The sequence below is a fragment of the Marisediminicola antarctica genome, from assembly GCF_009930795.1.
Lineage (GTDB): Bacteria > Actinomycetota > Actinomycetes > Actinomycetales > Microbacteriaceae > Marisediminicola > Marisediminicola antarctica.
In genome coordinates this window covers 3001927-3014470 of sequence record NZ_CP017146.1, presented here as the reverse complement: position 1 = coordinate 3014470, position 12544 = coordinate 3001927, and the positions used below count along the sequence as shown (strand labels likewise).

The 12544-nt window shown below is 68.4% G+C and carries 17 protein-coding genes; 12 read left to right on the top strand and 5 right to left on the bottom strand.

Going from position 1 to position 12544, the window contains the following annotated elements; translation table 11 throughout:
• Positions 1–3: 3 nt before the first annotated feature.
• Positions 4–1032 (bottom strand): glycosyltransferase family 4 protein, encoded by a 1029-nt coding sequence (locus BHD05_RS14090; RefSeq protein WP_335920151.1) that lies wholly within the window; start codon positions 1030–1032, stop codon positions 4–6.
• Positions 1033–1178: 146 nt separating this feature from the next.
• Between BHD05_RS14090 and BHD05_RS14085 the strand changes: the two genes are divergently transcribed.
• Complete coding sequence (locus BHD05_RS14085) at positions 1179–1586, top strand: DUF3054 domain-containing protein (RefSeq protein WP_161886989.1); 408 nt, start codon at positions 1179–1181, stop codon at positions 1584–1586.
• On the opposite strand, the gene BHD05_RS14080 is transcribed toward BHD05_RS14085, so the two are convergent.
• Positions 1555–2052, bottom strand: a complete 498-nt coding sequence (locus BHD05_RS14080) for an FBP domain-containing protein (protein ID WP_161886988.1) — start codon at positions 2050–2052, stop codon at positions 1555–1557. The genes BHD05_RS14085 and BHD05_RS14080 overlap by 32 nt on opposite strands.
• A gap of 87 nt (positions 2053–2139) precedes the next feature.
• On the opposite strand from BHD05_RS14080, the gene BHD05_RS14075 reads away from it, so the two are divergent.
• Both BHD05_RS14075 and BHD05_RS14070 read left to right on the top strand, forming a co-directional pair.
• Positions 2140–2517, top strand: coding sequence for a VOC family protein (locus BHD05_RS14075; protein WP_161886987.1), 378 nt, complete (start codon positions 2140–2142; stop codon positions 2515–2517).
• An 8-nt stretch (positions 2518–2525) separates the two neighbouring features.
• A complete protein-coding gene (locus BHD05_RS14070) occupies positions 2526–4037 on the top strand; it encodes a class I SAM-dependent methyltransferase (protein ID WP_335920150.1) in 1512 nt (503 codons plus the stop codon).
• 50 nt (positions 4038–4087) lie between these two features.
• On the opposite strand, the gene BHD05_RS14065 is transcribed toward BHD05_RS14070, so the two are convergent.
• Entirely contained in the window at positions 4088–4237 is a 150-nt protein-coding gene (locus BHD05_RS14065; protein ID WP_161886985.1) for a hypothetical protein, read from the bottom strand.
• Positions 4238–4365: 128 nt separating this feature from the next.
• On the opposite strand from BHD05_RS14065, the gene BHD05_RS15800 reads away from it, so the two are divergent.
• Positions 4366–4539 (top strand): hypothetical protein, encoded by a 174-nt coding sequence (locus BHD05_RS15800; RefSeq protein WP_202614230.1) that lies wholly within the window; start codon positions 4366–4368, stop codon positions 4537–4539.
• 264 nt (positions 4540–4803) lie between these two features.
• Here the strand turns inward: BHD05_RS15800 and BHD05_RS14060 are convergent, their stop codons facing one another.
• Positions 4804–5007 carry a cold-shock protein gene (locus tag BHD05_RS14060; RefSeq protein ID WP_161886984.1) on the bottom strand — a complete coding sequence of 68 codons (204 nt, stop codon included), beginning with the start codon at positions 5005–5007 and terminating at the stop codon, positions 4804–4806.
• A gap of 230 nt (positions 5008–5237) precedes the next feature.
• Here BHD05_RS14060 and BHD05_RS14055 point away from each other — a divergent pair, with 230 nt between their 5' ends.
• On the top strand, positions 5238–6086 hold the full coding sequence (locus tag BHD05_RS14055) for a DUF3097 domain-containing protein (RefSeq protein ID WP_161886983.1): 849 nt from the start codon (positions 5238–5240) through the stop codon (positions 6084–6086).
• Between the two features lie 22 nt (positions 6087–6108).
• Here BHD05_RS14055 and BHD05_RS14050 read toward each other — a convergent pair whose 3' ends face one another.
• On the bottom strand, positions 6109–7110 hold the full coding sequence (locus BHD05_RS14050; protein WP_161886982.1) for an NADP-dependent oxidoreductase: 1002 nt from the start codon (positions 7108–7110) through the stop codon (positions 6109–6111).
• 83 nt (positions 7111–7193) lie between these two features.
• Here BHD05_RS14050 and BHD05_RS14045 point away from each other — a divergent pair, with 83 nt between their 5' ends.
• The 7 genes from BHD05_RS14045 (at position 7194) to BHD05_RS14015 (ending at position 12535) form a co-directional block, all read left to right on the top strand.
• Complete coding sequence (locus BHD05_RS14045) at positions 7194–7487, top strand: hypothetical protein (RefSeq protein ID WP_161886981.1); 294 nt, start codon at positions 7194–7196, stop codon at positions 7485–7487.
• Between the two features lie 64 nt (positions 7488–7551).
• Positions 7552–8115, top strand: coding sequence for a hypothetical protein (locus BHD05_RS14040; protein ID WP_161886980.1), 564 nt, complete (start codon positions 7552–7554; stop codon positions 8113–8115).
• Between the two features lie 65 nt (positions 8116–8180).
• Complete coding sequence (locus tag BHD05_RS14035) at positions 8181–8378, top strand: PspC domain-containing protein (protein ID WP_161886979.1); 198 nt, start codon at positions 8181–8183, stop codon at positions 8376–8378.
• A gap of 9 nt (positions 8379–8387) precedes the next feature.
• A complete protein-coding gene (locus tag BHD05_RS14030) occupies positions 8388–9365 on the top strand; it encodes a GNAT family N-acetyltransferase (RefSeq protein ID WP_161886978.1) in 978 nt (325 codons plus the stop codon).
• Positions 9366–9417: 52 nt separating this feature from the next.
• Positions 9418–10482 (top strand): acyl-CoA dehydrogenase family protein, encoded by a 1065-nt coding sequence (locus BHD05_RS14025; protein ID WP_161886977.1) that lies wholly within the window; start codon positions 9418–9420, stop codon positions 10480–10482.
• Positions 10476–11843, top strand: a complete 1368-nt coding sequence (locus BHD05_RS14020; protein WP_161886976.1) for a bifunctional PIG-L family deacetylase/class I SAM-dependent methyltransferase — start codon at positions 10476–10478, stop codon at positions 11841–11843. The genes BHD05_RS14025 and BHD05_RS14020 overlap by 7 nt, the downstream gene beginning before the upstream one ends.
• Positions 11840–12535: a glycosyltransferase family 2 protein gene (locus BHD05_RS14015; protein WP_161886975.1), complete on the top strand. Its 696-nt coding sequence runs from the start codon at positions 11840–11842 to the stop codon at positions 12533–12535. Before BHD05_RS14020 ends, BHD05_RS14015 begins: the two co-directional genes overlap by 4 nt.
• Positions 12536–12544: the final 9 nt, after the last annotated feature.

Below are 12544 nucleotides of genomic sequence, written 5' to 3'. Positions count from 1 at the left end.
ACGCTACCGCTTCTCCAGGAGCTCGGTCAGCCCGTCGAAGAGTTGCCGTGCCGATCGGGTCCAGTTCCAGCGTGCCGCCTGGTCGACGCTTTCGGCTGAGAGTTCCGACCACCGCTCCTCGCTCTCGAGGGTGCGCACGGCCGTGACGAAGCCGCCCCGGTCGCGCGGGTCGAAATAGGTCCCGGCCTCCCCAGCGACCTCGCGGAAGATGTCGATGTCGCTCACGATCACCGGGGTCCCGAGCGCCAGCGCCTCGACCAGCGGAATGCCGAACCCCTCGTCGAAGGATGCCGTGACGAGCGCGGTCGCGTTGGTGAGCAGGGAGACGTACTCGTCGTCGGAGACCCCCTCGTGGAAGATCAGGGCGGTGCCGCTGACGCCCAGCTCCTCGAGCCGGTCGCGTACCTCCGGGGCGATCGGACTCAGCAGGTGCAGCCGGTAACCGGGTAGCTCGTCCATCGCCCGCACGAGCAGCTCGACGTTCTTGTACGGCATGAACGAGCCCATGTAGACAAGGTTGGGGGTGCGCTGCGCGTGCGGGATCGGCTCGAAACCGGGCCCGGGAACGAGCGAGCTCGCGTTGGGGGCCAGGATGAGCGGGCGCCGCGTCAGGGCATGTTTCAACACGAGGGCGCGGGTCGTCTCGGAGACGACGGCGACTGCATCAGCCCGGTTGAGGAGCACCTTCTGCGGCCACCACATCAGGTGGTAGGTGCGCCAGAGCAGCCGCAGCCACAGCGGCAGGTCCGGCGGGGGAGTGCGGTGGCGATAGTAAATGAGGTCATGCACCGTCAGCACCAGCGGGAAGTTGCGCCCGATCGAACTCATCGTCTGCATCGGCGAGACGACGACGTCGGGATGCAGACGATTGAGGTATCTCGCCATCGCGACCTCGCGCAGGTCGGCCGCCGCCGGAACCTTGACCCACGGCACATCCGGCAGCTGGGTGAGCTGCCTCTCGTCGTTGATCAGCATCGTGACGGCGGTCAGCTTTGCGAGCGCGGTGACGACCCCTACCGAGTAGCGACTCACGCCATCGTGGGTTGTCCAGCGTACGTATCTGCAATCGAAAAAGACGTTCATCCAGCATGAAGCGTATCGGGCGTTCGCGAGAAACCGCTCAGCGGGGCGCGGTCCGCGCATCGCCGCGGCCCATTTGTCGGGGCTAGCGTGGAGCCATGACCTCATCCTCTCGCGCCACCGTCGTTCCGTCGACGATTTCTCATTCGAGGCGTGTCGTTCTGGCGGTCGCCATCGATGTCGCGCTGGTGGTCGCATTCGTGCTGATCGGGCGGAGCAGCCACTCCGAGGGCATCACGCCGGCGGGTGTGCTCGGCACCGCCTGGCCGTTCCTGGTCGGTCTCGCTGCGGGCTGGGCGCTGGCCCGCGCGTGGCGCCGACCGTTCGCCGTTGCGCCGGGCCTGACGGTCTGGGCCACGACGGTCATCGTCGGCCTGCTGCTGCGAGCGACGGCGGGAGACGGGGTTCAGTCGGGCTTCGTCGCCGTCACGGCCCTGGTTCTCGCGGCATTCCTGCTCGGCTGGCGCGGAGCAGTCAGCCTGCGGTCTTCGCGACTCCGGCGGTGAACGAGCGCACTCGCTCGAGTAGCCCCTCGGCCCGCGCCTCAACTACGGCGGCGGGGTCGGGCTGCACGGCCGACGGCGGCGGCACGATCCGGATGATGAGCGAGCAGGCGAGGTCGGCGCAGATATAGGTGCCGATCGTGCTGCCGTCGCGGCCAGCCTGGCCGGCGAGGGGCGCCGTGTACAGCCGCACCTGGTCGGACGGCTGCGCGGTGCGGCACAGCGAGCACATCGCCGAGATGCCCGGCGACATCCGCCCGCTCGACGCGCGCAGCACGATTCCGACGGGGCGGTCGCCGACCCAGTGCACGAGGTAGCCGCGGAGCGGGGCCCGGGGGTCGCGCCATCCCAGATACTCCCGCTGCTCCCACATCACCTCGTGCAGGCCGGGAAGCGGCATCCGCTCGACCTCCCCGCGGGACGCATTGACGATGCACTCGCGGATATCGTCTGCGCTGAGCGGCTTCACTACTCTCCCCTCGACGGACGGACGCGTTAGAGCCTATCCGCCGCTTCGTGAGATTCTGGAGTCTCGGCGACGAATCGGGAGCACACCATGTTCGATACCACAAAGGCCTACGGCACTTTCTCCGTCGACGACCTCGCGACGGCGCGCCGCTTCTATGGCGAGACTCTCGGGCTCGACGTGTCCGACGGCTCGACCGGGTTCCTCGAGATCCGCCTTGCCAGCGGCGCAGCCGTTTTCGCCTATGCGAAGGCCAACCACACCCCAGCGTCGTTCACGATCCTGAATTTCCCTGTGGCCGACGTCGACGCGGCGGTCGACGAGCTCGCCGCGCTCGGCGTCGCGACCAAGATCTACTCCGACGACGAGATCCGCACTGATGCCAAGGGCATCATGCGCGGCCACGGTCCCGACATCGCGTGGTTCAAGGACCCGGCAGGCAACGTCATCGCCGTGCACAGCGAGTGACCGGGGTTGTGATCGATCCCGTGCTCATCGACCGGCTGCGGGGCGACCTCTCGGCCGCCCGGTTCGGCGACGAGGCCCTCACGGCCCTGTGGGGAACGGATGCCGCGGCGGCGCTCCGCCGCGGGCAGCGCGTTCCGGCCCTCCGTGCCCTCCGCGCCGCCGACCCGCTGAGCGTACTGGCGCAATTCCTCATGCTGGGCGTTGCCGTGCCGAGGCACGAGCTCGCCGCCGCCCTCCCGTCGCTCGGCGTCGATGGGGCGATCGCTCTCGGACTGGCGGAGGCTGAGGCGCACCTGGTCGTGCCCCTGCTGGAGCTGCGCCAGCACAGCTTTGTCGACAGCCACGGCGTGGGTGCCTGGTGGATCGTCTCCGACCTCGGCGAGACCGCGACCGGCGGCCCGCTGCGCGAGGATCACGTGCTTGGGGTGGGCGGCGCCTCGTCGACCCTCAGCGCGCTGATGATCCCGCTCCCGGTAGACACCGCACTCGACCTCGGCACCGGCTGCGGCATCCAGGCCCTGCACGCATCCCGGCACGCCCGACGGGTCGTCGCGACCGACATCTCTGAGCGCGCACTCGACCTCGCGCGTCTCAATGCCGCGCTCAACGGCGTCACCAACATCGAGTTCCGGCTCGGCAGCCTGTTCGAGCCCGTCGCGGGCGAGCGGTTCGACCACATCGTGTCTAACCCGCCGTTTGTGATCACCCCGCGCTTGGGCGACGTGCCCGTGTACGAGTATCGCGACGGAGGCATGGTCGGCGACGAGCTCGTCGAGGCGGTCATCCGTGGCGCAGCCGGACACCTCACGGTCGGCGGAGTCGCGCAGCTCCTGGGCAACTGGGAGTACCGGGGCAACACCAGCGCGTTCGAGCGCATCACGGGGTGGCTCGACGCGCCCCCTGAAGCCGAACCGCTCGACGCCTGGATCATCGAACGGGAGGTGCAGGATGCCGCGCTGTATGCGGAGACCTGGATTCGCGACGGGGGCACGACCCCCGGTCGCAAGTTCGACGATCTCCTCGACGTCTGGCTCGACGACTTCGCCACCCGTGATGTGCGTTCGGTCGGCTTCGGATACGTGACGCTGCGCCGCCCGGCATCCGCACCCACCCTCCACCGGCTCGAAAGGCTCTCCGGCCCACTCGGGCACAATCCGACGGGTCTCGGCGCGCACCTCGCCGACTGCCTCGCGGCGCACGACTGGCAGTCGACCCTCACCAGCGACGACTTCGGCCGCGCCCGGCTGATCGTCGCCGGCGACGTCACCGAGGAAAGGCACTACTGGCCGGGAGCAGTGGACCCGACCGTGATGACCCTGCGCCAGGGCGGGGGGTTCGGCCGTTCGGTGCCGCTCGGCACTGCGCTCGCCGCGTTCGTGGGCGCATGCGACGGCGACCTGAGCGTTGCGGCGATCGTCGCGGCGCTTGCCGATCTGCTCGACGCCGACGAGCGGGCGCTGCGCGCCGAACTCGACCCACGCATCCGGGACCTCGCTGCGACCGGGTTTCTCGCGCCGTAGTCGCGTCAGTTCAGCGCGGTGACGTCATGGCAGCAGGATGCCCCTCGCCGTCACTCCTTGTCGGCCTGCTCCGCGCGCTTGCGCTCTGCTGCCTCCGTCGGATCCTCATGCCCGGAGGCGCCCTCGCCGATCGCGTCGATTGACCGAATCGCGTCGCGCAACTCGGCATCCGCGTCGCTCGTGCCGTCAGTTCTTGTCATGCCTCCACCGTACGCGTCGCAGATTGCCTTGCCCAGCGCCAGCGCGACCGCAACGCGACACGGCACTGCGGAGCAGCGGCTAAACTGGACACCGGCACCGACCACCAGTCGAACAACAGAGGACACCAATGAACATCGTCGCCTTCGTGATCGGATTCACTCTTTTCGTCGGCGGCATCGTGCTGATGGGCTACTCCTGGGACGGCACGACCTTCAACTGGATCATGTTCACCGGCGGTCTCGCAACCATCTCCCTCGGCGTCGCGATTCCGTACCACTTGCTCAAGCGCGTCGACGGCTGATCGGCGGCGCCGCTTCTGGCGGCGTGTGCTGCGGATGCCGTGCGCGGTGACGACTGGCCCGTGCGACGCCGACTACTGGCGGGGACGTCCGCGCGGGCGACTCGATCACGTCCTCTCTCGGGGCGGGCTCCCCGACCACCGTCGACAACCTCGCCGACAACGGCGCCTGAACAGCGCAAAAGCAGCTCGTTAACGACGAAAGACCCGCCCCACGAGGGAACGGGTCTTTCGTGTTACATCGCAGCTAGGCCGCGAGTGTGAGATTTAGAGAGCGCGGATGTTCTCAGCCTGAAGACCCTTGGGGCCCTGGGCGACATCGAACTCGACCTTCTGGTTCTCGTCGAGCGACTTGTAGCCGTTGCCCGCGATGGCGGAGAAGTGCGCGAACACGTCGGCGCTTCCGTCGTCGGGAGAGATGAAGCCGAAGCCCTTTTCAGCGTTGAACCATTTCACAGTACCTGTAGTCATTGCAAGCTCCTCCTGGAGTGCTTTGCGGGACCCGAACGTCGGGGCCTCGCGCCGAGGAGCCCGCATCCGCTCTCTCTGTGAGACGCTCCGAAAAGCGTTGCGACGTGCGATGCACTTCAACTTCAAAACCAACACTAACCGCTAAGTCGCCAAACCCTTGCATCGGCCCAAAGGATTGACACACGGGGTGTCTGCTCGCTATGAGCCAAAGTCGCTATTAACCTCACTAAATGAGCGACGACAGGTATAGCAACGACGTGCTGGCGGGCTACGCGAAGCGCACGCCCCGACAGGCCGCTCGCGCGGTCGAGGCCGTGCGCGACCTCGTCATCGAGGAGAGCGCCACGGGATTCTGCGGCGCCGTCCTCCGGATCGAGGGGCGCCTCGTGCACCTCGAGGACTACCGTGGCGCCGTGCGGGTATTCCCGCTCGGCCCGGGATTCCTGCTCGAGGGCGAACCGGTGCAGCTGACGTTGCCGAGCCGTGCACCGACCGGAACCGCGCGCTCGGCATCCGGCTCATTCGCGGTCGCCGACGTCACGGCCAGGGTGGCCCGAGCAAGCCGCATTTTTGTGGAGGGCCGGCACGATGCCGAACTCGTCGAGAAGGTGTGGGGGCACGACCTCCGTGTCGAGGGTGTCGTCGTGGAGTACCTCGAGGGCGTCGACGACCTCGAGGCCATCGTCGCGAGCTTCTCGCCGCGTGCCGACCGCCGCATCGGCGTGCTCGTCGACCACCTCGTTCCCGGCTCGAAGGAGAGCAGAATCGCGGATGCCGTGGCGCGCGGCCCTCACGGATCCCACGTGCTCGTCGTCGGGCATCCGTTCGTGGACATCTGGCAGGCGGTGAAACCGGCCAGGGTCGGCCTCGCCGCGTGGCCGGAGATTGCCCGGTCAGTCGAGTGGAAGCACGGTATCTGCGAGGCCCTCGGATGGCCACACGAGGAACAGGCGGACATCGCCCGTGCTTGGCAGCGGATCCTGGGAAGAGTCTCGACCTTCGCCGACCTCGAACCGGTTCTGCTCGGTCGGGTCGAACAACTCATCGACTTCGTCACCGACGACGCGACCGACGGCTGAGGCCGCCGCTGGCCGCCGCGGGTCAGGTGCGTTCGTGCTCGTCGCGCACCTTGCGGTTGCCGAGGCCGTGGAACGAATTGTCGACGGGGCGCATGCCGAGCACGATCTTCCCTCTGGCGTGACGCTGCTCGAGATCCTCGAAGGCTTCGTGCACCCGGTCCAACGGATAGAACCCGGAGATCAGCACGTTGAGGGTGCGATCGGCAGCGAGACCGGCGAGCTTCGCGAGCACCCGCGTGTGGGCCTCGGACTGCTCGGCGGTGGGCTTCAGCGCCTGCACCTCGATGTCCCTGCGATTCTCGCTCGAACGGAACCGGGCCGGGGCCACCTCGAGCTCCTGGGCGACCGCGGGATTGTCCTTGCCGAAGTTGTCGAGGTAGGCGGTGACGTTGCCGCGGGCGATCTCGCGGATCCGGTCGGCCAGCCCATCTCCATAGACGACCGGCTTGACCCCGATCTGTCGGAGGTAGTCGAAGTTGCGCTCGCCGCAGGTGCCGATGACCTTCGCGCCCCTCGCCATTGCGAGATGCGCCTCCATGCTGCCGACCCCGCCAGCGGCGGCCGAGATCACGACGATGTCGCCGGGAGCCACCCGCACCGCCTCGACGGCGTCGTTCGCGGCGAGCCCCGCGAGGAACAGGCTTCCCGCAACCTCCCAGGAGAGGCTCGCCGGCTTCGCGACGAGGCTCGACTGCGGAACGACGATGTAGTTCGCGTGCGATGCCATCACGGCGTGACCGAGCACCTCGGAGCCCTTCGCGAATGACGTGACCCCCTCGCCGATCGCGGTGACGATGCCGGAGAAGTCGGTTCCCTGATGCTGGGGGAAGGCGACGGGCACATCGTCGGCGAACAGCCCCTGCCGCACGTAGGCCTCGATGTGGTTGATCCCGGCGGCGAGTACCTCGACGACAACCTCGCCTGGCCCCGGTGCCGGCGGCGGAGATTCGACCAGTTCGAGAACGTCGACGCCTCCGTGGCTGCTGAACGTGACTGCTTTGGACGCGCGCTTAGTCGGACTCATGCTCCATCTTGTCGCGGGGCACCGCGGCGGGGCGGCAACCACGGCAAACGCCCAGCCGACTCCCGGCGTGCTTGACTTGGGGAATGTCGACAAGCGCGAGCGCCATCGGAATCGGCGCACAGGTATTCGTCCGCGACGCATCCGAGACGGAGCGGTCGCCGTGGCCGTCCGAACCCAGCGGAATCGTCTTTCGATCGGGGGGTTCCGCGCTCGCCGGCGTCTGGGGCGCCGCCGGAGGCGGGCAGTGGTGGTGGATCGAGTTCGACGAGCCTCAACTCCGCTCCGACGGCGAGGGACCGTTCACCACCGCGCAGGTGCTCGACAAGTTCCTCGAGTTGGCGCCGCCCGTGTGGTACCCGGACGGCGACGATTCCTGACCCCCAGCACGCCACCAGCCTGCCCTGCGATCGTTGTCCACCACTTTGTGAAAGAGAGCATGACATGGGATTCCTCGACCGCATCCTCGGCCGCGAGCTGCCGGAACCGGAGCGACGCACGCCCCCGCGGGGCGCCCCTCAGCGCACCGACGACGAGATCGCCGTGGAACGCTACGAGTATCTCCTTCGCACCGCCCCGCCCGAGACGATCGAACAGGTCCACACCGAGGCCTTCGGAAGACTGACCAACGAGCAGCGTGACCTGCTCTTCTCGCGGCTGAACGAGAACCCCAACCCCAGCGAGCGCCCAGCGGATGCCGCACCGGCCACGCTCGCGAAGGCGGCGACGCGCACCGAGATGCAGCAGCCGGGTACCCTGACCCGCACCTTCGGCGGTGCGGGTGAGGGAGGGATGAGCTTCGGCGGCATGGTCGGCAGCTCCCTGCTCGGCACCGTTGCCGGATACGTCATCGGCTCGGCGCTCGTGAGCGCGTTCCTGCCGATGGATGTCGGAGGCGAGGCCACCGCCGCGGAGTCCGGTGACGCCGGCGGCGATACCGGTGGCGACTTCGGCGGCGACGACGGCGGTTTCGGCGACGGCGGCGGGTTCGGCGACTTCGGCTTCTAATACCACTGGTCGTTCGGCGGGTTAACCCATTACAGCTCGAGCACCGAGTGAGGCAGGGTGGGGGAATGGCTACTACTCTCCAACGTCCCACGTCCGGCCGGGTCCTGGCCGGCGTCTGTGCTGCACTCGCGAAAGCGTTCGGCTGGAACGTCACCACCGTGCGCATCCTCTGGATCGTGCTGAGCCTGTTTCCGGGCCCCATGTGGGTGGTCTACGCGCTGCTCTGGATCATCATTCCCGCCGAGGGAAGCCCGCGCCGATAGGGTCGTTATGTGCCTCTAATCATTCGCGACCTGCTCACCGACGACCTTCCCCGAGTGGCGGAGTTTAACAATGCGGCGGTGCCGGCCGTGCCGTTCACGACGGCGGATGAGCTCGCAGCGCTGATCGCCCTGAGCGACCACTCGTTCGGTGTCGTCGACGACCAGACCCAGCAACTGCACGGATTCCTGATCGGATTCGACCCCGGCAGCGACTACGCAAGCGAGAACTACCGCTTCTTTGAGCAGCGCGGCGGAGACTCGTTCTACGTCGATCGCATCGTGGTCGATGAGGACCGCCGCGGCCAGCGACTCGGCCGGCTGCTCTATGACCACGCCTTCTGGCTCGCGCGCGCCGCGGGCCGTTCCGAGGTCACCTGCGAGGTCAATGTCGAACCGCCGAACCCCCGGTCCCTCGCGTTCCACACGAGAATCGGCTTCGCTGAGATCGGTCGACAGGCCACCAAGGGCGGCAGCGTTCAGGTGGCCCTTCTCGCCGCCCCGGCGCGCTCGCGGGTGGTCGAGTGGGCCGACCCTACAATCGGCACGCGCGCGGCGCAATCGATGAGCGGGCTCGAGTACATCCGGGCCATGATCGATGGCACTGTGCCGCCCCCGCCGATGGCCGCGCTCATGCGCATGGCGCCCGTCGCCGCAGGTGCGGGCACGACGACCTTCGAGTGCCTGCCCGACGAGTCGCACTACAACCCGATCGGCACCGTGCACGGCGGGCTCGTCTGCACGCTGCTCGATTCGGCGATCGGATGCGCGGTGCAGACCACGCTCCCTGCCGACCAGGGTTACACCTCGATTGAGATCAAGGTGAGCTACCTGCGTCCGGTTCGCGCCGACACCGGGCGTCTTACCGCCGTGGGCACGGTCACCAAACCCGGGCGCCGCGTCGCGTTCGCCGAAGGGACCGTCGTGGATGCACAGGGAAAGCTCATTGCGACGGCAAGCAGCACCTGCCTGGTCATCCCGATCGCCTGACCTGCTGCATCTCGTGGCAGAGTTTTGCGGCGTGCCAGTTTAGATTTGGTGCATGGTTCACCCCCGCCACGCAGCCGTCCAGCTTGAGCGCAGACAGGATGCCCTCGAGAACGAGCTCGACGCCGTACACGCGCGGGTGCTGGCCGCTGGCGGCAGCATCGCCACAGCGATCGACCTCGCCGTCGAACTCGGGTCGTCTGCGCCGCTTCCCGGAGTCGGAGAGACCGCGGCGTTGTGGTCGACCCTCGCGACGATCGCGGCCGCCGATGTGTCGGTCGCGCGCGTCGTCGAGCCGCACCTCGACGCCCTCGCGATCCTCGGACAGTTGCCGGTCGCCGCCGACCTCGGCGCCGTCGGTGCGCACGGGGGCAGCGCATGGGGCGTGTTCGCGGCCGAGGGAGCCGGTCTGCGGGTCACCGCGACGGGCCGTGGCGGGTCGTGGGTGCTCGACGGGGTCAAACCGTGGTGTTCGCTCGCGGGGCGGCTGTCGCACGCGCTCGTCACCGCCCACACCCCGGGCGGCCGGCGGCTGTTCGCAATCGACCTCGGGAACGATGGGGTGCGGCTGAGGCACGGCGAGTGGTCCGCCCGAGGTCTGCCGGGCGTCGAGAGCGGACCGATCGAATTGGACTCGGTCCCCGCAGTGCCGATCGGGGACGACGGGTGGTATCTCTCCCGACCGGGCTTCGCGTGGGGAGGGATCGGCGTCGCGGCCGTCTGGTGGGGAGCCTCGATCGGAATCGCCCGTGCCCTCGACGAGGGCGTGCGCGCTCGGGATCCCGACCAGATCGCGCTCATGCACCTCGGAGCGACAGACGTGCAGGTCGAGATCGGTCGCATCGCGCTGTCTGCCGCGGCCGCGATTGTCGATCAGGGCCAACCGGACCGCGGCGAGACGCGGATTCTCGCCGGGCGCACCCGCTCGATGGTCGCCCGTTCGGCGGAGGAGATCATCCGACGGTGCGCGCATGCGATGGGGCCAGCACCGCTCGCCCTCGACGCCCGTCACGCCGGCCGCGTCGCCGACCTGGAGTTGTACCTTCGTCAGGACCACGCCGAGCGGGACGAGGCAGAACTCGGCCGCGCGCTGCTCACGAGAAAGGCACGACCATGGTGAAATTCGATCATCGTCAGAAGGGAACACCTGAGGACGAGTGGCTGACAGCCCCCAGATGGCAGGAGGTGCCAGCGCTCACCCTGTCGGACTTCCGGAGACTCGTCGTCGTATCGGCACATCCCGACGATGAGTCGCTCGGTGCGGGCGGCCTGATGGCGCACGCGACGCATCTCGGTGTACCGGTGCACCTCGTCGTCGCGACCAACGGTGAGGCGTCACACCCCGCGTCGCCGACAACCTCGCCCGAGGAGATCGTCCTCCTGCGGCGCAGCGAGGTGCTCAAGGCGGTGCAGATGGTCGCCCCGCTCGCCACGGTCGACTTTCTCGACCTCCCCGACGGTGCGCTGGCAGAGCACGCGAGCGAGCTGACCGCCCACCTGGAGTCGCTCCAGTTCTCCGAGGGGACCCTCGTCGTCGCACCATGGCGCCAGGACCGGCACGGCGACCACGAGGCCGCCGGGGCTGTAGCGGCGCGAGTCGCGCGCGCTCGAGGCGCCCAACTGCTCGAGTACCCGGTCTGGATGTGGCACTGGGCACAGCCGGGCGACGACGACGTGCCGTGGAGCCGCTTCGTCACGCTCGCGCTCGAGCGTGACGAACGCAGCGCCAAGGACATGGCGATCTCCGCCCACGAGAGCCAGAACGCGCCGCTCTCCGACGCGGCGGGAGACGAACGGCTGCTGAGCGAGCAATTCCACGAGTACTTCAGCCGACCGTTCGAGGTCTTCATCACACCCGTCGGGAGCCGCACACTCACGCGGGAGTTCTTCGACAGCTTCTACTCCGGCAGCGAGGACCCCTGGGGATTCGAGACTCGCTGGTACGAGATCCGCAAGCGCGCGCTCACCGTCGCATCCTTGCCCCGACCGTTGTTCGCGTCGGCCCTCGAGGTCGGATGCTCGATCGGCGTGCTCACCGCCGAACTCGCCGGACGCTGCGCCGAGATCATCGCGACCGACATCGCCGAGCAGCCGCTCAGCCTCGCCCGCAAGCGGCTCATCGAGCAGGCGCATGTCACGGTGGTGCGGGCCGATACCCCGCTCGAATGGCCCGAGGGCACCTTCGACCTTGTGGTGCTCTCCGAGGTCGCCTACTACTGGAGCCCCGAAGACCTGCAGCTCGTGCTCGAACATATCGAGGCGTCGCTCACTGACGACGGGGTGCTTGTCGCCTGCCACTGGCGGCATCCGGTGGAGGGCTACCCGGAGACGGGCGATGAGGTGCACGCGGCCCTTCGGGCGCATCCGGCCTTCGAGGTGCTCTCCGAACACCGCGAAGAGGACTTCCTTCTCGATGTGCTCGTTCGCCCTCCCGCGCGCTCCGTGGCACGGGAGACCGGGTTGCTCGGCCACGACGCGTGAACCCGGAGGAGCCCCTCGACGAGTTCGCCGTCGTGGTCCCGGTGAACAACGAGGACCAGCATCTTTCCGCCTGCCTCGCCGCGGTTGACACGGCGGTGGGGCGATTGAGGCACCCGCTGCTGAGACTGCGAGTAGTTGTGGTGCTCGACGCCTGCACGGACGGGTCTGCGGCAATCGCCACCCGCTGGCCGGGGGTGGAGGCGCTCGAGGTCGATTTTCGCAACGTCGGCGCCGCGCGTGAACACGGGGTCAGACACGTGATCGACGAGGCGCAGGCCCCGGCCTCCCGGCTCTGGCTCGCGAATACAGACGCAGACTCGACGGTGCCGGAGGAGTGGATCTCACATCACCTCGAGGCTGCCAGGGCGGGCGCGGTGGTCATGCTCGGCGCGATCCGGCCCGATCCGCGCGACCTCTCGCCGTCGAAGTACAGCGATTGGCAGCGACGTCACGCCGCGGCGCCGGAGACCACGCGGGTGCACGGCGCCAACCTCGGGGTGCGGGCGGATGCCTACCTCGAGGCGGGCGGATTCCCGCCCTACCCGGAGCACGAGGACGTGGCGCTCGTCGAGAACCTCCGCCGGCTGGGTGCCGCGATCCTGTCGAACACCGAGTGCTGGGTGCAGACGTCGGCTCGTACCACGGGGCGCACGCCCGGCGGATATGCGGCCCACGTGCGTGCCTTCTACTGACGGGTGCGG